Annotated in this window: 14 protein-coding genes; 9 read left to right on the top strand and 5 right to left on the bottom strand. The window is 69.7% G+C overall.

Features of this window, described 5'->3' with window-relative positions; all coding sequences use genetic code 11:
• Positions 1-32: 32 nt before the first annotated feature.
• The gene (locus ABZX85_RS04945; protein ID WP_355862561.1) at positions 33-1,382 is read right to left on the bottom strand and encodes a hypothetical protein; all 1,350 of its coding nucleotides are present in this window, start codon (positions 1,380-1,382) and stop codon (positions 33-35) included.
• A gap of 240 nt (positions 1,383-1,622) precedes the next feature.
• Between ABZX85_RS04945 and acnA the strand changes: the two genes are divergently transcribed.
• From acnA to ABZX85_RS04960, 3 genes are all read left to right on the top strand, one after another.
• Positions 1,623-4,337 (top strand): aconitate hydratase AcnA, encoded by a 2,715-nt coding sequence (gene acnA / locus ABZX85_RS04950; protein WP_355862562.1) that lies wholly within the window; start codon positions 1,623-1,625, stop codon positions 4,335-4,337.
• Positions 4,338-4,753: 416 nt separating this feature from the next.
• Positions 4,754-6,097, top strand: coding sequence for a HAMP domain-containing sensor histidine kinase (locus ABZX85_RS04955; RefSeq protein WP_355863090.1), 1,344 nt, complete (start codon positions 4,754-4,756; stop codon positions 6,095-6,097).
• A gap of 186 nt (positions 6,098-6,283) precedes the next feature.
• Positions 6,284-7,348, top strand: a complete 1,065-nt coding sequence (locus ABZX85_RS04960; RefSeq protein WP_355862563.1) for a lytic polysaccharide monooxygenase — start codon at positions 6,284-6,286, stop codon at positions 7,346-7,348.
• Between the two features lie 300 nt (positions 7,349-7,648).
• On the opposite strand, the gene ABZX85_RS04965 is transcribed toward ABZX85_RS04960, so the two are convergent.
• The 3 genes from ABZX85_RS04965 to ABZX85_RS04975 all read right to left on the bottom strand — a co-directional run bounded on the left by ABZX85_RS04965 (position 7,649) and on the right by ABZX85_RS04975 (position 10,120).
• Positions 7,649-8,356 carry a DUF1775 domain-containing protein gene (locus ABZX85_RS04965; protein WP_355862564.1) on the bottom strand — a complete coding sequence of 236 codons (708 nt, stop codon included), beginning with the start codon at positions 8,354-8,356 and terminating at the stop codon, positions 7,649-7,651.
• Positions 8,357-8,413: 57 nt separating this feature from the next.
• A complete protein-coding gene (locus ABZX85_RS04970; RefSeq protein ID WP_355862565.1) occupies positions 8,414-8,944 on the bottom strand; it encodes a hypothetical protein in 531 nt (176 codons plus the stop codon).
• A gap of 177 nt (positions 8,945-9,121) precedes the next feature.
• On the bottom strand, positions 9,122-10,120 hold the full coding sequence (locus ABZX85_RS04975; protein ID WP_355862566.1) for an acetylxylan esterase: 999 nt from the start codon (positions 10,118-10,120) through the stop codon (positions 9,122-9,124).
• Between the two features lie 228 nt (positions 10,121-10,348).
• Between ABZX85_RS04975 and ABZX85_RS04980 the strand changes: the two genes are divergently transcribed.
• Genes ABZX85_RS04980 through ABZX85_RS05005 form a run of 6 tightly spaced genes read left to right on the top strand, consistent with a single transcriptional unit; the run spans position 10,349 to position 18,231 of the window.
• Entirely contained in the window at positions 10,349-11,341 is a 993-nt protein-coding gene (locus tag ABZX85_RS04980) for an ABC transporter permease subunit (RefSeq protein ID WP_355862567.1), read from the top strand.
• Positions 11,338-12,237: a carbohydrate ABC transporter permease gene (locus tag ABZX85_RS04985; protein ID WP_355862568.1), complete on the top strand. Its 900-nt coding sequence runs from the start codon at positions 11,338-11,340 to the stop codon at positions 12,235-12,237. The genes ABZX85_RS04980 and ABZX85_RS04985 overlap by 4 nt, the downstream gene beginning before the upstream one ends.
• A 49-nt stretch (positions 12,238-12,286) precedes the next feature.
• Positions 12,287-13,957 carry an extracellular solute-binding protein gene (locus tag ABZX85_RS04990; protein ID WP_355862569.1) on the top strand — a complete coding sequence of 557 codons (1,671 nt, stop codon included), beginning with the start codon at positions 12,287-12,289 and terminating at the stop codon, positions 13,955-13,957.
• On the top strand, positions 13,954-15,465 hold the full coding sequence (locus ABZX85_RS04995) for a xylan 1,4-beta-xylosidase (RefSeq protein WP_355862570.1): 1,512 nt from the start codon (positions 13,954-13,956) through the stop codon (positions 15,463-15,465). Before ABZX85_RS04990 ends, ABZX85_RS04995 begins: the two co-directional genes overlap by 4 nt.
• Positions 15,455-16,192: a hypothetical protein gene (locus ABZX85_RS05000; RefSeq protein WP_355862571.1), complete on the top strand. Its 738-nt coding sequence runs from the start codon at positions 15,455-15,457 to the stop codon at positions 16,190-16,192. Before ABZX85_RS04995 ends, ABZX85_RS05000 begins: the two co-directional genes overlap by 11 nt.
• The gene (locus ABZX85_RS05005; protein WP_355862572.1) at positions 16,189-18,231 is read left to right on the top strand and encodes a beta-galactosidase; all 2,043 of its coding nucleotides are present in this window, start codon (positions 16,189-16,191) and stop codon (positions 18,229-18,231) included. Before ABZX85_RS05000 ends, ABZX85_RS05005 begins: the two co-directional genes overlap by 4 nt.
• Here ABZX85_RS05005 and ABZX85_RS05010 read toward each other — a convergent pair.
• Positions 18,221-20,179 carry an alpha-glucuronidase gene (locus tag ABZX85_RS05010; protein ID WP_355862573.1) on the bottom strand — a complete coding sequence of 653 codons (1,959 nt, stop codon included), beginning with the start codon at positions 20,177-20,179 and terminating at the stop codon, positions 18,221-18,223. The genes ABZX85_RS05005 and ABZX85_RS05010 overlap by 11 nt on opposite strands.
• Positions 20,180-20,184 lie beyond the last annotated feature (5 nt).

Consider the following 20,184-nt stretch of genomic DNA (forward strand, 5'->3'; position numbering starts at 1 on the left):
TCGCCCCCGTCGACGTCCCGCGGGCGGCGGTGTCAGAACGGGGGGTCGGCGGAGAAGGGGTCGGCCGAGAAGGGGACGAGCGGCTCGGGCTTCGGGGCCTGAAGGATTCCCACGGCCTCCTCGACACGGCCGAGGTCGATGAGGTGCCCGGCGAGGAGGGAATCGTTGTAGGGCAGGTGGGGCCGGAGGACGGCGACGGCCTCCTCCGTGCGGCCGGCCTCCGCCAGCAGGTCGGAGACGCTCCAGGCCGCGTACCAGGTGTCGCCCTCGGGATGCGCCCGCGCCAACTCGATCGCCTCGTCGAGCCGGCCCGGAGAGGCCATGAGCGGAAGCCTCATCCTGAAGAAGTCCCACTCCTCCTCGCCGCCGCGCCGGGCCTTGAGGGCGTCGAGTTCGGCCAGACCGTCGTGGGCGCGGCCGTGGTCGGCGTACAGGGCGCACAGGGTGTCGACGATCCAGTCGTCCCCACCGCCGGGCGATTGCACGAGGGCACGCAGCGCCTCGATCGCCTCAGCGCCCCGCCCGTGCCGGGACAGGAGCTCCGACAGGAGCACGGTGCCGTGACAGTGGCGGGCGGGATGCCGGTACACCTCGATCGCGCCGTCCACGTCACCGCGCTCCTCCAGCGCCTCCGCGAGACTCTGCGCGGCGTGCCCGAGAACGTCGGCCTCCGCGTACGCGCGCAGTTCCTCGATCCGGTCGTGCCGTACCAGCAGGTCGGCCAACTGGTCACGGCCGTTGACGGAAGTGGAGCGGCGGGTGCGCAGGAGGTCGATCGCGTCCTGGACGCGGCCCTGGCGCTCCCGGATCGTGGCCAGCAGCCCGATGGCGTTGAACGGTACGGTCTCCCGGTCGGCACAGCCGGGATCACCGCAGACGGGGACCGCCTCGACCCGGCCCTCCAGCAACGCCGCCGCTTCCTCGTCCAGGCCCGCGACTCCGGCGACGTCGACCAGGCGATCGGCGAGGAACCAGTCGTCGATCCCGGGGCTCAGCAGCGAGAACGCCTCGCCGCCACGGCCGTGACGGGCCAGCAGACCGGCGAAGAAGTCCAGCGCCTGCCTGTCTCCCGCCGACGCGTACGGCCGGACCCGCTCGATCGCCTCCGCCGCCCGTCCCCAGTCCTCCAGCAACTCGGCCTCGGCACGGCCGGCCTGCCACCAGCCCGTCGCGACATACGGAGCGAGCACCTCCAGCGCCTCGCCCCGCCGGCCCTGTTCGCCGAGCAGCCGCGCCCATTCCCGCGCGCAGAACCACTCCCCACGCCCGGCCCGGAACTCCACCTCCGCCGCATGGCCGAGTTCCAGGAGCCGTGCGACCAGGGGCGGCGGTATGCAGCCGGACAGCGTCCGGGCCCGGCGGTCAAGATCGGCAGCGTCCACGGCAGCGCACTTTAGCCCCTGCCTCCGTACGCTTCGGTGAGAGCCAGGACACCGCCCCCGGGCATGACCAACCAGCCCCCATGTACTAGAGTTATCTCGACATCGAGATATCTGCCGAAGGCGTACCGGAGCCGCCCCCTCTAGTAAGGGTTACCTAACTTAGCCCTACCTTAGCGGATCGGCCAAGTAGGCGTGGCGGCAGGATGCGGTGGTACGCGCACATCAATGAAGGAGACTGTCGTGTCGGCGAACAGCTTCGACGCCCGCGCCACGCTCAGCGTGGGCGACGAGTCGTACGAGATCTTCCGGCTGGACAAGGTGGAAGGCTCGGCTCGCCTTCCGTACAGCCTGAAGGTCCTGCTGGAGAACCTGCTCCGCACGGAGGACGGCGCGAACATCACCGCCGACCACATCCGCGCCCTCGGCACCTGGGACTCGCAGGCCCAGCCCAGCCAGGAGATCCAGTTCACGCCGGCCCGCGTGATCATGCAGGACTTCACCGGCGTCCCCTGCGTCGTCGACCTCGCCACCATGCGTGAGGCCGTCGCGGCGCTCGGCGGCGACCCGGCGAAGATCAACCCCCTCTCCCCGGCCGAGATGGTCATCGACCACTCCGTCATCGCCGACAAGTTCGGCACCAACGACGCCTTCAAGCAGAACGTCGACCTGGAGTACGGCCGCAACAAGGAGCGCTACCAGTTCCTGCGCTGGGGCCAGACCGCCTTCGACGACTTCAAGGTCGTCCCCCCGGGCACCGGCATCGTCCACCAGGTCAACATCGAGCACCTCGCCCGCACGGTCATGGTCCGTAACGGCCAGGCGTACCCCGACACCCTCGTCGGCACCGACTCGCACACCACGATGGTCAACGGCCTCGGTGTGCTCGGCTGGGGCGTCGGCGGCATCGAGGCCGAGGCCGCGATGCTCGGCCAGCCCGTCTCGATGCTCATCCCGCGCGTCGTCGGCTTCAAGCTCACCGGCGAGCTGCCCACCGGCACCACCGCCACCGACCTCGTGCTGACTATTACCGAGATGCTCCGCAAGCACGGCGTCGTCGGCAAGTTCGTCGAGTTCTACGGCGAGGGCGTCGCCGCCACGAGCCTCGCCAACCGCGCCACCATCGGCAACATGTCGCCGGAGTTCGGCTCGACCGCCGCGATCTTCCCGATCGACGACGAGACCATCAAGTACCTGAAGCTGACGGGCCGCGACGCCCAGCAGCTCGCGCTCGTCGAGGCGTACGCCAAGGAGCAGGGCCTCTGGCTCGACCCGAAGGCCGAGCCCGACTTCTCCGAGAAGCTGGAGCTGGACCTCTCGACGGTCGTCCCCTCGATCGCCGGCCCGAAGCGCCCGCAGGACCGCATCGTCCTCGCGAACGCCGCCCAGCAGTTCGCCTCCGACGTCCTCAACTACGTCGACACCGCGGACGAGGCGGGCAAGGAGTCCTTCCCGGCCTCCGACTCCCCGGCCGCCGCGGGCGGCGTACCGTCCAACCCGGTCACGGTCACCGCCCCCGACGGCTCGACGTACGAGATCGACCACGGCGCCGTCACCGTCGCCGCGATCACCTCCTGCACCAACACCTCGAACCCGTACGTCATGGTCGCCGCCGCGCTCGTCGCGAAGAAGGCCGTGGAGAAGGGCCTGACCCGCAAGCCGTGGGTCAAGACCACGCTCGCGCCGGGCTCCAAGGTCGTCACCGACTACTTCGACAAGGCGGGGCTCACCCCCTACCTCGACAAGGTCGGCTTCAACCTGGTCGGTTACGGCTGCACCACCTGCATCGGCAACTCCGGCCCGCTGCCGGAGGAGGTCTCCAAGGCCGTCAACGACCATGACCTCGCGGTGACTTCGGTCCTCTCCGGCAACCGGAACTTCGAGGGCCGCATCAACCCCGACGTCAAGATGAACTACCTCGCCTCCCCGCCGCTGGTCGTCGCGTACGCCCTCGCCGGCTCGATGAAGGTGGACATCACCAAGGACGCGCTGGGCGTCGACACCGAGGGCAAGCCGGTCTTCCTCGCCGACATCTGGCCCTCCGAGGCCGAGGTCAACGACGTCGTCGCGAACGCGATCGGCGAGGACATGTTCTCCAAGTCCTACTCCGACGTCTTCGCCGGCGACCTCCAGTGGCAGTCGCTGCCGATCCCGACCGGCAACACCTTCGAGTGGGACGCGGAGTCGACGTACGTCCGCAAGCCCCCGTACTTCGAGGGCATGACGATGGAGACCACGCCGGTCACCGACATCGCCGGCGCCCGCGTCCTCGCCAAGCTCGGCGACTCGGTCACCACCGACCACATCTCGCCGGCCGGCGCCATCAAGGCCGACACCCCCGCCGGCAAGTACCTCACCGAGCACAACGTCGAGCGCCGTGACTTCAACTCCTACGGCTCCCGCCGAGGCAACCACGAGGTCATGATCCGCGGCACGTTCGCCAACATCCGCCTGCGCAACCAGATCGCGCCGGGCACGGAAGGCGGCTACACCCGCGACTTCACGCAGGCTGACGGCCCCGTGTCGTTCATCTACGACGCCTCGCAGAACTACCAGGCCGCCGGCACCCCGCTGGTCATCCTGGGCGGCAAGGAGTACGGCTCCGGCTCGTCCCGCGACTGGGCCGCCAAGGGCACCGCGCTCCTCGGCGTCAAGGCCGTCATCACCGAGTCGTACGAGCGCATCCACCGCTCGAACCTCATCGGCATGGGCGTCCTCCCGCTCCAGTTCCCGGCCGGCCAGAACGCCGACTCCCTCGGCCTCACCGGCGAGGAGACCTTCTCCATCACCGGCGTCACCGAGCTGAACGAGGGCACGACCCCGAGCACCGTCAAGGTCACCACTGACACCGGCGTCGAGTTCGACGCGGTCGTCCGGATCGACACCCCCGGCGAGGCGGACTACTACCGCAACGGCGGCATCATGCAGTACGTCCTGCGCAACCTGATCCGCAACTAAGGGTCACCGCAAGGCAGTCGAGGGCCGTATCCCCGTATGTCGGGGGTGCGGCCCTTCGCCGTTTCCGCCCCGTTACATCGGCCCACCTCAGCTTGAACACAGGGTTCCCCCAGCCGACCGGGACAAGATCGGGACAGCGCGGGAACCCGCCGCGTGTCGGCCAACGGTAGGGGACGGGAGGGGAGATGAGCCTTCGGCTGCGCAGCCGACGGGGAGCCGGTGTCGTGCACACCGGCCGGGGCACGCCCGCGCTCCACGACGACATCGTCCCCGAGACACCGCCGGCTCCGGAGAGCCGCCCCCGGTCCGCCGTCCGCGTCCGCCGCTTCCCCCGCGTCCGGCCCCACCGCCCCGGCTCCCTGCGCGCACGCCTGTTCCTCTTCATCGGCGTGACGCTGGCGGTCGTCTGCACGGCGATGGCGCTGACGACGGTCCTCGCCCAACGCGCCTACCTGCTGGGCGACTTGGACGACCGGGTCGGCGCGGCGGCCGAACACGGACTGGCCGGCGCGGCCGAACACCCGCGGCTCACCGGGGACTTGTCCTTCCTGGACGGCGGCGGGCACCCGGCCGGTCTGCTCACCGCCCGGACCGACGGCGACGGCGCCGTCCTGGCCGCCCGGATCGTCGGCCAGGGCACCCCGCCGTACGACCTGACGGCCGCCCAGCGCGCGGCGCTCGCCGGGATCGCCCCGGACGGCGGCACGCACACCCGCACGGTCCCCGGCCTCGGCGCCTACCGCCTCACCGCGCTGGACGACGACGGCGTCCGCGTCCTCGCCGGCCTGCCGCTGGACGGCGTCCGCGACACCATGCACGACCTCCTCCTCATCGAGGCGACGATCGCGGCGACCGGCCTCCTCACGGCGGCCTGCGGCTGCGCGCTGGTGATCCGGCGGCAGTTGCGCCCCCTGCGCAGACTCGCCGCGACGGCCGCCGAGGTCTCCCGGACGCCCCTCGCCCGCCTCCCCGAACGCGACACCGACCCCGGCACCGAGGCCGGCCGGGTCGGCGCCGCCCTCAACCGGATGATCGACCACGCCGAGTCCGCCGCCACGGCCCGCCGCCACAGCGAGGAACGCATGCGCCGCTTCCTCTCCGACGCCAGCCACGAACTGCGCACCCCGCTCGCCTCCATCTCCGGCTACGCCGAGCTGATGAGCCGCGGCGCCGCCGTCCTCCCCGCCGACCTGGCCTGGAGCCGGGTCACCGCGGAGTCCGCCCGGATGACGGGCCTCGTGGAGAACCTCCTCCTGCTGGCCCGCCTCGACGAGGGCCGCCCGCTGGAACGGGCCGAGACCGACCCGGTCGCCGTCGTCACCGAGGAGTTCCGCAAGGCGCGCGCGGCGGCGGAGGAACACGACTGGCGCCTCGAACTCCGGCTGACGGAACCCCTATTGATCCTCGGCGACGAGGTCCGTCTGCACCAGGCGGTCAGCCACCTCCTCGCCAACGCCCACCTCCACACGCCCCCGGGGACCCGGGTCACGGTGAGCGTCGAATCGATCGACGGCACCTGCGCGATCCGCGTCCACGACACGGGCGAGGGCATCCCGCCGGCCCTCCTTTCGACGGTCTTCGACCGCTTCACCCGGGGGGACGCGTCCCGTGCGCGGGAGCGGGGGAGTGCCGGGGGGTCGGGGCTGGGGCTGGCGGTGGCGTCGGCGATCGTGGAGGCGCACGGGGGCACGCTCACGGCCCGGAGCGGGCCCGGAGGGACGGAGTTCACGATGAGCGTGCCGGCCCTGCTGCCCGTCTGAATCGAACCGCTGTCGTCGAACCCCGTTTACAACCGTGGCATACGGCGCTACCTTCCCGCACAGGTGGGGTGGGAGCGCTCCCACCCGTGGACCGGAACCCACTCCCGGGACCGCCCCACCCCATACCCGCACAGCCGTACAGGAAAGGACGGCTCCATAGCCATGTCCCCCACCCCCAGAGCTGGCATGATCACGACAAAGTTATCGGGGTTACTCCGTACCCGAGCCCTCCTCCTCGTCCTCGTCTCCGTGCTCGCCGTCATCCCGGCGGTGGGCCTGATCGTCTCGACCGGCGGCAAGGCGGAAGCCCACGGCACCCCCATGAAGCCGGGCAGCCGCACCTTCCTGTGCTGGCAGGACGGCCTCACCGACACGGGTGAGATCAAACCGGTCAACCCGGCCTGTAGGAACGCCCAACAGGTCAGCGGCACCACGCCGTTCTACAACTGGTTCTCGGTCCTGCGCTCGGACGGCGCCGGCCGCACCCGCGGCTTCGTCCCGGACGGCCAGCTGTGCAGCGGCGGCAACACCAACTTCACCGGCTTCAACGCCGCCCGCAACGACTGGCCGCTCACCCATCTGACGGCCGGCCGCACCATGGACTTCTCGTACAACGCGTGGGCCGCGCACCCGGGTTGGTTCTACGTGTACGTCACGAAGGACGGCTTCGACCCCACGAAGACCCTCACCTGGGACGACATGGAGTCCACGCCGTTCCTGAGCGTCGACCACCCGCCGCTGCACGGCTCCCCGGGCACGGTCGAGGCCAACTACTCCTGGACCGGGCAGCTTCCGGCGGGCAAGTCGGGCCGCCACATCATCTACATGGTCTGGCAGCGCTCGGACAGCGCGGAGACCTTCTACTCCTGCTCGGACGTCGTCTTCGACGGCGGCAACGGCGAGGTGACCGGTATCCACGAGCCGGGCAACCCGAACGAGCCCGTCCCGGGCACCTGCACCGCCACCCGCCGCACGACCGGCAGTTGGACCGGCGGCTACCAGTCCGAGGTGACCGTCACCAACTCCGGCAACGTCCCGATGCTCGGCTGGATGGTCAACTGGACGCTGGCCGCGGGCCAGAAGGTGGACAGCCTCTGGAACGGCGCCGCCACCTACACCGGCCAGGACGTGATGGTCCACAACGCCGGCTGGAACGGCTCACTGAGTCCGGGCCAGAGTACGACCTTCGGGTACGTGGTCACCGGGGCGAACGGCGACAGTACGACGAGTCTGCCCTGTCGCGTCGGCTGATCGACTGCCCTGCACCGTAAGAGAGACGGGCCGCTCCGGGCGGACCCGGTGGCATCGAGCCGTGTGCCACCGGGTCCGCGAGCCGGACGGCCCCAGGGGGGGAGGGGGCCGTCCGGGGAGATCCCCCGGCGCTCGGACGACGACACGGGCGAGGGGGAGTTCGGGCGACGACGTCATCGCGGGGATAACGTTGTCGGGGATGCTGTGTGTGTACTGTACAGCCTCAACGGCCGCTGAAGTCAAATGAGTTGACGTGCCCGAGGGGTCGTCCGGCGGCCTGCCGGACGACCGCTCACGGCGTCACTCGGACGCCTGGCTCCGACGCCGGACGACGAGGTAGCCGACGCCCGCCGCGACGACCACACCGGCGCCGATCGCGGCCCACGTCCCGCCGGACATACCGCTGTCGTCGTCCTTCTCCGACTCCGACGCGACCGGCGAGGCGGAGGGGGTCGGAGCGGCCGGGCTCACGGGGGCGCTGCTCGCGGGGGCGGTCGGCGTGGGGGTCGGCTGCACGGGTGCCGCCGCCTTCAGCTTCAGTACCGGTGCCGGGTTCCCGCTGTGCGAGTGGTCCTCCTCCTCCGTCTTGCCGGGCTCCTCCAGCTCGATCCAGCGGTCGATCTTGCCGTCGCCGTACGTCTGGAGCGTCTTGAACACCAGCTCCTTCGCGTCCGGCAACTGCTTGACGACGACGGACACCTCGACGTCGTCCCCGACGGGTACGGCCGTCCCCTTCACGGCGAAGCCGTCCGAAGTCGCCGCCAGCGCCCAGCCCTTGGGGCCGCTCGCATAGGTGACGTCACCCGGCGCGATGCCCGCCGGGAGCACGACCCGCACCTCCTTGATACCGGCCGTCGACGACTCCGACTCGGCCGAGACGGTCACCTTCACGTTCTGCGCGAGGGCCTGCGGGTTGTCGGCGCTGACTTCCACGTGCGCGGCGGCCGACTGGGCACCGAGCACGACGAGCGCGCCGGCGGCGAGCACGGTGAGGGTCTTCTTGAACATGGCTGTTCTCCAGGCAGAGTTGCAGCACGGACCGACACGACAGCGGTCCGCAGAGGGTCAGTTGACGTGATCCGACCGGTCTGCCGGAGGCCCCCTCCGCACGACGACGTCCGCGAGGAGGAGGGCGCCGGTGTGGTGGGGGAGGGGGGCTGTGCGGGGTGCGGAAGCCCGCGTATCGCTGGAGACGGGGGTGAATCCCGTCCATGCGCGGAGAGCGGCGGTCCGGTCTCGCACGCCCTGCGCGAGCCGCCAGAACACCCGGTCCGCACGTTGGAGCAGAGCGGCGACGAGGAGGGCGGCGAGGGCGTGGGCGGCGGTCATGGGCCAGGAGGTGTGGGGGGCCATGGTTTCGGAGGCGTGATGCACATGGCCGTTGCCGTGTCCTGCGGAGAGCCATTGATGCAGGCTGCCTTGAGCGAGGACACAGGCGAGGGCGACGGAGGGGAGCGACCGGGGTCGCCGTACTCCGAGGAGCCCGAGCAGAAACAGCGCGAGCGCACCCACCAGCACCCGCTGCCAGTGCGGGGGTTCTGCGGCGACGAGGTGGTGAGCGGCGGCACCGAGAGCAGCCCCGACAGCAGCGAACACACCAGCCCGCACTATGGGGATCGGCGCGCCAGCGCCATCCTTCAGGGGCGCGGGGAACTGCGCGAGCAACCACGACGAAGCCGCACCCGCCCCGCAATCCCAGCGCAATCCACTCATGGCCCACCCATCATGAAGCACCCAGGCTCCAGACGGATACGCATCACCTCACCAAGCTGCTCAATCCACCCCCTCGAACACCCCCGCCAACCACTCCAACTGCAACGCCACATGCACCGCGTCCCCACCCTCATGCCCGTTGTACGCGTACGTATGAATCTCCCGCCGAGGCTGCGAACCCCCCACCTCCCCATACCGGTTGAACGCCGCGAACGCCCCACTCGGCGGACACACCCGATCCCGCAACCCCGTCCCGAAATGCGCATGAGCCCGAGCCCGCCGCGCGAACGACACCCCCTCGACATAGGACAGCGTCCGATAGGCGGCCTCCTCAACTCCCCGGTGCACAGAGAGATACGCGGCGATCTCCCCGTAGGGCCCCGCGTCGGTGAGATCCAGCGCCCGCCGAATCCCGCACAGCAACGGCGCCGTCACCAACACGGCGGCAAGATCGGGAACCAGCCCCGCGACGGCCAACGCTAGCCCCCCGCCCTGACTGTTGCCGACGACGGCGACCCGCCCCCCGTCCACCCCCGGCAGCCCCCGCACCGCCTCCACCGCCCGCACCGCGTCGACGATGAGCCGCCGGTAGTGGTACTGGTACGGATCGAGCAGCCCCCGTACGACGACCCCCGGCCCCCCTGGCACGGCGGGCCCGAGATCGAGCGTCCCGCCCCCGCCGCTGCCGTAACTGTCCCCCTGCGCCCGGTTGTCCATGAGCAGATGCGCGTACCCGGCGTTCACCCAGGTGAGCCGCTCGTGGGAGAGCCCGCGTCCCCGTCCGTACCCGGCGTACTCGACGACCGTCGGCAGCGCCTCGCGCACCCCGGCGGGCCGGCTGTACCAGGCCCGCACGGGATGCCCCCCGAACCCGGGGAACGTCACGTCCCAGGTCTCCGTCAGCTTCAGCCCGTTGCGCACCGGCTCGCTCCGCACCCGCAGCGGTGTCTCAGAAGCCGCTTTCAGCGCCTCGTGCCAGTACGCGTCGAAGTCGTCCGGCTCGTCGAGCGGCGGCCGGAAGGACTCCAGCTCAATCAGCGGCAGATCGAACGCGCTCACGGCGACACCTCGCAGGATTCGGTCACGAAAGGGAAACTTGCGGAGCTGGGAAGGGTCGGACCCCCCTGTTCTACCCGCCTGTGGACGCTTCCAACGCACCACTGCTTCCTGAGGAATCTCCTGCATGACCCATTGACAGCGGTTTCTGGGTGCCCATAAGTTGCCGCGAAGTTACCGGTAAGAGCTCGAAAGTTTCGGTTCCGCGTCCCCGCTCCGGGAGGCCCGAGCATGAGCACCCCCACCACGTCGGCGCCCCCGCCGGGCACCCAGGACCCGCCACCCCCCAAGACCCCGGGTGGCCCGAAGCGCCTGTCCGCGCGCCGCAGTTGGCGCCGGGCGCTGCGCCGCGACTGGCAGTTGTACTCGCTGGTGATCCTGCCGCTGCTGTTCTTCCTGGTCTTCCGCTATCTGCCGATGATCGGGAACGTCATCGCGTTCCGCCGGTTCGAGCCGGGCGGTTCGATCCTGGGCGAGCAGTGGGTGGGCCTGCGCTATGTGCGCATGTTCCTCACCGACCCCACCTTCTGGCAGGTCTTCCGCAACACGCTGTGGCTCGGTCTGCTGACCCTCGTCTTCTGCTTCCCGATCCCGATCGTGCTGGCGCTGCTCCTGAACGAGGTGCGCCGCACGGCCCTGAAACGCTTTGTGCAATCGGTTTCCTACCTGCCGCACTTCCTGTCGATCGTGATCGTCGCCGGCATCACGATGCAGATGCTCGCGACGGACGGCCCGGTCAACCACCTCCTAGGCTGGCTCGGCCACGACCCGATCCGCTTCATCCAGGAACCCGAGTGGTTCCGGACGGTGTACGTCGGCTCGGAGATCTGGCAGACGGCGGGCTGGGGCACGATCCTCTACCTCGCCGCGCTGACCACGATCGACAACGATCTGTACGAGGCCGCCCGCATCGACGGCGCGAACCGCTGGCAGCAGATCTGGCACGTCACGCTGCCCGGTATCCGGCCCACGATGATCACGCTGCTGATCCTCAACATCGGCACGTTCATGGCGGTCGGCTTCGAGAAGATCCTGCTGCTGTACAACCCGCTGACCTATCCGACCGCCGACGTCGTCTCGACCTACCTGTACCGGGCCGGCGTCGAGTCGAACAGCTTCAGCTACGCGTCGGCGATCGGCCTGTTCGAGGCGGTCATCGGGCTCGTCCTCATCACCTCCGCGAACCAGCTCTCGCGCCGCACAGTGGGGACCAGCCTGTGGTGAGCAAGGTCAGGGCACGCACCTCGGTCGATCAGCCGACGCGCGGCTACCGCGTCTTCCAGGGCGTCAACGGCGTGATCCTCACCGTCGTCGTCGTGCTGACGCTGTACCCGTTCCTCAACATCGTCGCCCGCTCCTTCAGCGGCGAGCGCGAGATCCGCTCCGGTGAAGTCACCCTGTGGCCCAAGGGGTTCGACCTCACGACCTACCGGATCGTCATCAACGACGAGACGTTCTGGCGGAGTTACGGAAACACCGTGCTCTACACGGTCGTCGCCACCGTCGTGGCCATGGTTCTGACGACCTGTTACGCCTACGTCCTGTCCAAGAAGAACCTCAAGGGGCGCGGATTCCTCGTCGGCGTCGCCGTGTTCACGATGTTCTTCTCCGGCGGCCTGATCCCGAACTACGTCCTCGTCACCAGCCTCGGCCTGAAGAACTCGGTGTGGGCGATCGCCCTGCCCAACGCGATCAGCGTGTTCAACCTGCTGGTGATGAAGGCGTTCTTTGAGTCCCTGCCGAGCGAACTGGAGGAGGCCGCCCAGATCGACGGGCTCAGTACGTACGGCATCCTGCTGCGCGTCGTGCTGCCGCTGTCGAAGGCCGTCGTCGCGACGATGATCCTGTTCTACTCGGTGTCGTTCTGGAACTCCTGGTTCCAGGCGTTCCTCTATATGGACCGGACCGACCTCATGCCGGTCACCGTCTATCTGCGCAACATCATCGCGGGCGCCACCGGAGCCTCCAACGCCGGCGCCACCACGGAACAGGGCACGCAGGTCGCCGCCTCCATCCAGGCCGTGACGATCGTGCTCACCTCGCTGCCGATCCTGTGCGTGTACCCGTTCGTCCAGCGCTACTTCGTCTCGGGCGTGATGCTCGGCGCGGTCAAGGGCTGACCGCTTCCCCCACCTCCGGCCGACCGCCCCACCTCCCAAGGAGTCTCCGGTGAACAAGAACTCCCGCCCCAACACAGGCCAGTTGTCACGCCGTCAGATCCTGTCCGCCGCCGGGTTCATCGGCCTCGCCACCCTCACGGGCTGCGGCAGCGGTGACGACGGCGGCGACTCCAAGGACCTCACGAAGAAGCAGAACGGCGCGATGAAGGACTTCCGCGCCGGCCAGCAGTTCAAGGCGACCAAACCGCTGTCCTTCGACGTCCTGCACAACGACAACCCGGCCTATCCGATGAAGGGCGACTGGCTGTTCTGGAAGGAGGTCACCCGGCGGACGGGCGTCACCCTCAAGCCGATCTCCGTGCCGCTCAGCGACTACGAGAAGAAGCGCAGCCTCCTCATCGGCTCCGGCGACGCGCCCTTCCTGATCCCCAAGACCTACCACCCGGCCGAGGCCGCGTTCGTCTCCTCCGGGGCGATCCTCCCCGTCAGCGAGTACATCCACCTGATGCCCAACTTCCAGGACAAGGTGAAGAGATGGAAGCTGGAACCGGAGATCGACTCGCTGCGCCAGTCCGACGGCAACTACTACCTGCTGCCCGGTCTGCACGAGAAGCTGAAGTCCGGCTACTCCCTCGCCTTCCGCACCGACGTCCTGGCCAAGCACGGCATCGCCGTGCCGACCACCTGGGACGAGGTCTACACCGTCCTCAAGGCGCTCAAGTCCGAGTACCCCGGCAGCTACCCCCTCACCGAGCGCTGGAACGTCAACACCCCTTTCCCGCCCGGGGCGTTCTTCAACTACCTCGGCCAGGCGTACGGCGTCCCGGCCGGCTGGAGCTACAGCAACGTCAGCTGGGACGACAAGGCGAAGAAGTTCGTCTTCACCGGCGCCCGTGACGAGTTCCGCCAGATGGTCGAGTACGTCGCCAAGCTGGTCTCCGAGAAACTCCTGGACCCGGAGGGCTTCACCCAGACCGACGACGACGCGCTCCAAAAGCTCCTCGGCCAGAAGTCCTTCGCGATCAGCGCCAACCCCCAGGTCCTGGTCCAGGAGTACCGCTACAACCTGAACAAGCAGGTCAAGGGCGCCACCATCGAGATGATCCCGGTCCCGATCGGCCCGGCGGGCGCGGTCCTGCCGGCCGGGGGCCGACTGGAGAACGGCGTCATGATCTCCGGCAAGGCCCTCAAGAGCGACGACTTCGTCGCCATGATGCAGTTCGTCGACTGGCTCTGGTACTCCGACGAGGGCCAGCGGTTCTGCAAGTGGGGCGTCCAGGGCACGACGTACACCTACAGCGGCGGCCAGTACAAACTGGAGCCCGGCATCTCCCTGATGGGCTCGATCCCGGACGCCCCCAAGGACCTCCAGAAGGACTTCGGTTTCTACAACGGCGTCTTCACCTACGGCGGAAGCTGGGCGCTCGTCTCCTCCTCGTTCAGCCCCGACGAGAAGAAGTTCCAGGACGCCATGGCCCAGCGCACCCAGCTCCCGGCCGAACCCGCCCACCCCCTCGAATCCTTCGAGCAGGAACAGGCCACCCTCTGGGACACCCCCCTCAAGGACCATGTCGGCCAGAACACCCTCCAGTTCGCCCTCGGCAAGCGCCCCCTGTCCGAATGGGACTCCTACGTCTCGGAGTTGAAGTCCAAGAACATGGACCAACTGGTCGCCCTGCACAACAAGGCGTACGAGCGGTACCGGAAGGACCACGGATGATCCGCGTCCCCGCCGAGCCCCTCGGCCCGTTCTCCGCCGCCTGGCGGCAGTGCGTAGGCACCGGACGGGCCGAACTCGCCCTGCGCCGCGACTACTTCGAGTCCCTGAAGCTGGTCCAGCGCGAGATCGGCTTCCGGCACATCCGGGGGCACGGACTGTTCTGCGACAGCATGGGCGTCGTCCGCCCCTACGAACAGCAGGGCACCCGGCGCCTGCACCACAACTTCACGTACGTCGACCAGGTCATCGACTCCTACCTGGAGCTGGGCATCCGCCCCTTCCTCGAACTCGGCTTCATGCCCGAGGAGTTGGCCTCCGGCTCCCAGACGATCTTCTGGTGGAAGGGCAACGTCACCCCGCCCCGCTCCCACACCGAGTGGGCCGCCCTGGTCCGCGCCACCCTCACCCACCTCGTCGACCGCCACGGCCTCGACGAGGTCCGCACCTGGCCCGTCGAGGTCTGGAACGAACCCAACCTCGACTCCTTCTGGGAGAACGCCGACGAAAAGGCGTACCACCAGCTGTACGAGGTGACCGCGCACGCCGTGAAGGAAGTCGACGCCTCGCTCCAGGTCGGCGGCCCCGCGATCTCACCCGGCGCCGACGAATGGCTGCCCCGCTTCACGGACTTCACCGACCGGAACGACGTCCCCCTCGACTTCGTCTCCCGGCACGCGTACACCTCCGGCCCCGCCCAGCGCGTCCCCTTCACCTCCTACCAGACCCTCGCCCCGGCGCGCGGCCTCCTCGACCAGTTCGCCACCCCACGCCGCCAGCTCGAAGGCACGCGGTACGCCGAACTCCCCGTCCACATCACGGAGTTCAACTCCTCCTACTGCCCGGACAACCCGATCCACGACACGGCCTTCAACGCGGCCTACCTGGCACCGGTGTTGGCGGAGGGCGGTGAGCTGGCCGACTCCTTCTCGTACTGGACGTTCAGCGACATGTTCGAGGAGGCGGGCGTCCCGACGGCCCTGTTCCACGGCGGCTTCGGCCTGTTGACGCATCGCCAGATCAAGAAGCCGACGTTCCACCTGTTCGCGTTCATGTCCCGGATGGGGGAGGAGCTGCTGTCGAGGGGCGACCACCACCTGGTCACACGGCACCGGGACGGTCGGGTAACTGCCCTCGCCTGGGCGCCGGTTGACCCGACCGGGGAGACCCTGGGCCCGACCCACCACGAACTCCACCTCTCGATCCCGCTGTCGGGAGCAGCGGCGTTCGTCCGCCGCTCGACGGTGGACGAGGACCACGGCAACGCGTACACGGCATGGCGGGAGATGGGCAGCCCGCGTTCGCCGAGGCAGCGTGAACTGGACATGCTGCACGAGGCGGCAGAGCCGAGTCGCACGCACTTCCGCGTGAGGCTGGAAGACGGCCGAGCGAACCTGAAGCTGTCGCTGGGGCGCAACGAGATCACGCTCGTAGAGCTGACCCCATTGGTGGACGAGACCTCCGAATGGTGGGACGAGCGCCGCTTGTTGGGGAGGACAGATGAGCGCTGACGCGCAATTGCGGCTGCGTAGCGCCGCTCAGGGGCGCGGGGAACTGCGCGACCAGCCCCCCACAACCCGCACCCGGGAATTCGGCAGTGGACCCCTCTCAAAAGCCGCCGTCCTCATCCACACCCTCCTCACCACAGAAGCCCTCCTCCTCATCACCGCAGCCCCCGGCCTCATCCCCCTCTTCCTCATCGGCCCCACCCCCCTCACCGCCCTCTTCCTCCTCCCCCTGGGCCCCGCCACCTCCGCCGCCCTCTACGCCCTCCACCACCGCGGCACCGACCTCACCGACCTCCACCCGGCCCGCCTCTACCTCCAGGGCCTGCGCCTCAACACCCTCCCCGCCCTGAAACTCTGGACCCCCCTCCTGATCTGGCTGACGGTGACGGCCTTCACTCTCACCCACTTCCGGTCCACGGGCCTCCCCACCTGGTGGGCCCTGATCATCGCGGCAACCGCTCTCACCACGTTGCTGTGGGGCGCCCACGCCCTGATCCTCACCTCCCTGTTCACGTTCCGCGCGAGGGACACGGCCCGCCTCTCCGCGTACTTCCTCCTGCGTCACGGCAGGGTCACCCTGGGAGCCCTCTCCCTCCTGATCCTGACCGGTGCGATGACCGCCCTGCTCACGGAGGCGCTCCCGGCGCTCCTGTCGGCCCCCTTGCTCCTCTCCCTGCTGCACACCGCCCGCCCGGTGATCGCCGAGACGAAGGAGGACTTCACCGCATGACCGACAAGATCCGGTACGGCGGCGACTACAACCCCGAGCAGTGGCCGAAGGAGGTGTGGACGGCGGACCACCGCCTGTTCGGGCAGGCCGGCATCGACACGCTCACCGTGGGCGTGTTCATCTGGTCCCTGACCCAACCGGCCGAGGACACCTACGACTTCACGGTCCTGGACGACATCCTGGACCGCGCGGCGGCGGAGGGCAGAAGCGTCTGCCTGGCGACCGGAACCGCCGCCCTCCCGCCGTGGCTGGCGAAGCGGTACCCGGAGGTGAACCGCACGGACTTCGAGGGCCGCCGCCACCGCTACGGCCAGCGCCACAACTTCTGCCCCAGCTCCCCGGCGTACCGGCGACTGTCGACGGCGATGGCCGCGCGCCTCGCCGAACGCTACGCCGACCACCCGGCGTTGCTGGCCTGGCACATCAACAACGAGTACGGCGGCGCCTGTTACTGCGACCTGTGCGCCGAGGCGTTCCGGGAGTGGCTGAAGACCCGGCACAGCACCCTCGACGCCCTCAACGACGCCTGGTGGACGACCTTTTGGTCCCACCGCTACACCGACTGGGCCGAGATCGAACCCCCGAGCGCGCTCACGGAACACTGGCGGGGCCCCGACCACACCGCGTTCCAGGGCATCACCCTGGACTACCAGCGGTTCATGACGGACGCCCTCCTCGGCTGCTTCACGGCGGAGAAGGCGGCGATCCGGGAGCACGACCCGGAGACCCCGGTGACGACGAACATGATGGGCGCCTACCGTCCGCTGGACTACCACCGCTGGGCCCCGCACCTCGACTTCGCGTCGTGGGACAACTACCCGCCGCTGGACGCCCCGCCGACCCGCCCGGCCCTCGCGCACGACCTGATGCGCGGCCTGAAGGACGGCGCCCCCTTCTGGCTGATGGAGCAGACCCCGTCCACGACCGCGTGCCGGGACGTCAACCCGCTGCACCGCCCCGGCGAACTCCGCCTCGCCACCTGGCAGGCCGTCGCGCACGGCGCCGACGCGGCCCTGTACTTCCAGATGCGCGCCTCACGCGGCGCCTGCGAGAAGTACCACGGCGCGGTCATCGGCCACGCCGGCCGCGACGACACCCGTACCTTCCGCGAAGTCGCCGACCTGGGCCGGGAGTTGGCCGACCTGGGGGATCTCACGCTGGGCGCCCGCACCCCCGCCCGTACCGCGCTCCTCTTCGACTGGGACAGCTGGTGGGCCCTGGAGCTCTCCGACGGCCCCTCCCGGCTCGTCCGGTACCTGGACGTCGTCCACGCCTACTACCGCGCGGCCCGCGAGGCGGGCGCGGACGTGGACGTCGTCCCCGTCACCGCCGACCTCACCCCGTACGACGTCGTCCTCGCCCCCGCCCTCCACCTCATCAAGGGCGACCTGGCGGCCCGTCTCGAAGCGGTCGCCGAGAGCGGTGGGACCGTGCTCGCGACGTTCCTGTCGGCGCGCTCCGACGAACACGACCGGGCCTTCCTCACCGACCTGCCCGGCCCGCTGGCCTCCCTCCTGGGTATCAGGATCGACGAGTGGGACTCCCGTCCCCCGGAGGTCGTACAACCCGTAGTACTTCCGGACGGCCCCGAGTCTCAGGCCCGGCTGGTCTTCGAGATCGTCCAGCTCAGGGGCGCCGAACCCGTAGCCCCCTACGGGTCGGACTTCTACGCCGGCACCCCCGCCGTCACCCGCAACCGCTTCGGCGGACACGGTGGCGAGGGCTGGTACGTCGCCACCGCCCTCGACCAGCCGGGCGTGGACCACGTCGTCCGCCTCGTCCTGGCCCGCCACCACCTCGTCGGCCCCTACGCCGACCACCCCGAGGTCGAGACCGCGACCCGCGTCACCGAGGACGGCACCCTCCTCCTCTTCCTCCTCAACCACACTACAGAGACAGCCGAGTTGACCGCCCACACCACCACGACCGACCTCCTCACCGGCAAACGGGTGGAGGCCGGCACCCCCCTCGTCCTCGACCCCCTCGGCGTCGCGGTACTCAAACCGGACGATCCTCAGCAGGCGCCCCTCAGTAGATGACCCGCCCCCGCTCGTCCGGCACCCCCGACTTACGGAAGAAGTACGAGTTCACCTGATCCCGCCACTCCCGCGCGCTCCGCACCTGCTCCTCGAACCGCTCCACCCCCCGCGCGAACCGTTCCGGCTCCACCACCCCCTTGAGGCCCGCCCACACCCGGCGGGCCTCCTCCGCCTCCTCGACCCCCTCGAAGTGCGTGTCGTAGATGTGCTGGATCACGGTCTTCCCGCTCTTCAGCACCTGCCCGTACGGCACATGGTGGAAGAACAGCAGGAGTTCGTCCGGGCAGCTCTCCACCGACTCGTACACCGACGCCCACGGCTCCCCGTACTGCCCCGCGAACCCGGTCCCGGTCGCCACGCTCCGGTCGACCCCCACCCCGTCCCGGTCGGCGAAGTGGTACGTCCCCCACGGGCTGTACTCGTACCCGTCGACACTCGGCCCGTAGTGATGCCCCGGCTGCACCATGAACCCCACCCCGAGCGGCGCCGTGTACTTCTCGTACATCGCCCAGGACCCGGCGAGAAGGCCCCGCAGCCCGCCCAACTCCCCTTCCCCGAAGGTGAGTCGAAGCCACTCGTCGAGCACATCGAGGGGTTCCGCCCCCGGCTCCCACGCCAGCCGCCCGAACGTGTACAGGTTCGCCTGCGCCAGCGGATGCCCGGTCCAGAACGGATCGTCCCCCACGTTCGAGACCGCGACCAGCTCATCGGCCGACTCGCCGACGGACGGCCCCTGTTCACCCCCCGGCCGGAACCGCAGCACCTCGCTCCACATCGGCCCCAGCCAACAGGCGTGCCGCTGCTGCCCGGTGTACTCCTGCGTGGCCTGCACCTCCACCGCGACCCGGGTCCGGGGCAGCGCCCCCAGCACCGGCGACACCGGCTCCCGCACCTGGAAGTCCATCGGCCCGTGCTTTACCTGGAGCACCGCGTTCGCCGCGAACTCCCCGTCCAGCGGCGCGAAATGGTCGTACGCGGCCCGCGCCCGGTCCGTCGAGCGGTCCCGCCAGTCCTGCCGGTGGTCGTAGACGAACGCCCGCCAGTGCACCGTCCCGCCGAACGGGGCGAGCGCGGCGGCCAGCATGTTCGCGCCGTCCGCGTGCGAACGCCCGTAGGCGAACGGCCCCGGCTGTCCCTCGGAGTCGGCCTTCACCACGAACCCGCCGAAGTCCGGGACCGCCGCGTACACCTCCCCCACCGCCCCGGCCCACCACTCCCGCACTCCCGCGTCCAACGGGTCCGACGTCTCCAGCCCGCCCAGCACGATCGGCGCCGCGAACGTCACCGACAGGTGTGTGCGAATCCCGTAGCCCCTCAACGCGTCGGCCAGGAAGGCGACTTCGCCGATCCGCTCGGTCAGCAGCCGGGCCTCCGCCGCGTGCACGTTGACGTTGTTCACGGCGACGGCGTTCACCCCGCAGGCCGCGAGCAGCCGGGCGTACGCTCGCACCCGCCCCAGGTCCCGCCGGGCCGCACCGTCCGCCCAGAACAGCGACCCGCCCGCGTACCCCCGCTCCACCTGCCCCATCACCGGATGCACGGCCACGTTGTCCCAGTGGTCCACCATCCTCGACGGCAGTGCGGGGGAGTGGAGTTCACCGCGCACCGGCCCCCGGAAGGCGTCCTCACCGAGCCGCACGACATGGAAGAACCCGTACAGCAGCCCCGCTCCGGCCGACGCGGTGACTGAGGCCCGCTCGCCGTCGAAGGCGAACACGAAGCCCTCGTCGCCGAGTTCACGGAGCTCGCCCGCCGTCACCTCCAGCAGCAGTTCGCACGGCCCCTCCGAAACCACCTCCCCACCGAACCGCCCACAAGCCTCCCGCACTTCGGCCCGCACGGTCTCCACCAGCTCCCCGGACCCGCGCACGGACACCCGCCGGCCGCCCAGCGCACGGAACGCCTCCACGGGCAACCACGCGGGATCGAGACTCTCAAGCGACGGCATGCGTC

The organism is Streptomyces sp. NPDC004539, from assembly GCF_040610055.1.
In the GTDB taxonomy this organism is placed as follows: domain Bacteria; phylum Actinomycetota; class Actinomycetes; order Streptomycetales; family Streptomycetaceae; genus Streptomyces.

Bases quoted from the DNA above. Each gene is read 5' to 3' on its own strand.
- ABZX85_RS04955 (WP_355863090.1), top strand. From the start codon at position 4,754: ATGGCGCTGACGACGGTCCTCGCCCAACGCGCCTACCTGCTGGGCGAC.
- ABZX85_RS04960 (WP_355862563.1), top strand. From the start codon at position 6,284: ATGATCACGACAAAGTTATCGGGGTTACTCCGTACCCGAGCCCTCCTC.
- ABZX85_RS04965 (WP_355862564.1), bottom strand. From the start codon at position 8,356: ATGTTCAAGAAGACCCTCACCGTGCTCGCCGCCGGCGCGCTCGTCGTG.
- ABZX85_RS04980 (WP_355862567.1), top strand. From the start codon at position 10,349: ATGAGCACCCCCACCACGTCGGCGCCCCCGCCGGGCACCCAGGACCCG.
- ABZX85_RS04995 (WP_355862570.1), top strand. From the start codon at position 13,954: ATGATCCGCGTCCCCGCCGAGCCCCTCGGCCCGTTCTCCGCCGCCTGG.
- ABZX85_RS05000 (WP_355862571.1), top strand. From the start codon at position 15,455: ATGAGCGCTGACGCGCAATTGCGGCTGCGTAGCGCCGCTCAGGGGCGC.
- ABZX85_RS05005 (WP_355862572.1), top strand. From the start codon at position 16,189: ATGACCGACAAGATCCGGTACGGCGGCGACTACAACCCCGAGCAGTGG.
- ABZX85_RS05010 (WP_355862573.1), bottom strand. From the start codon at position 20,179: ATGCCGTCGCTTGAGAGTCTCGATCCCGCGTGGTTGCCCGTGGAGGCG.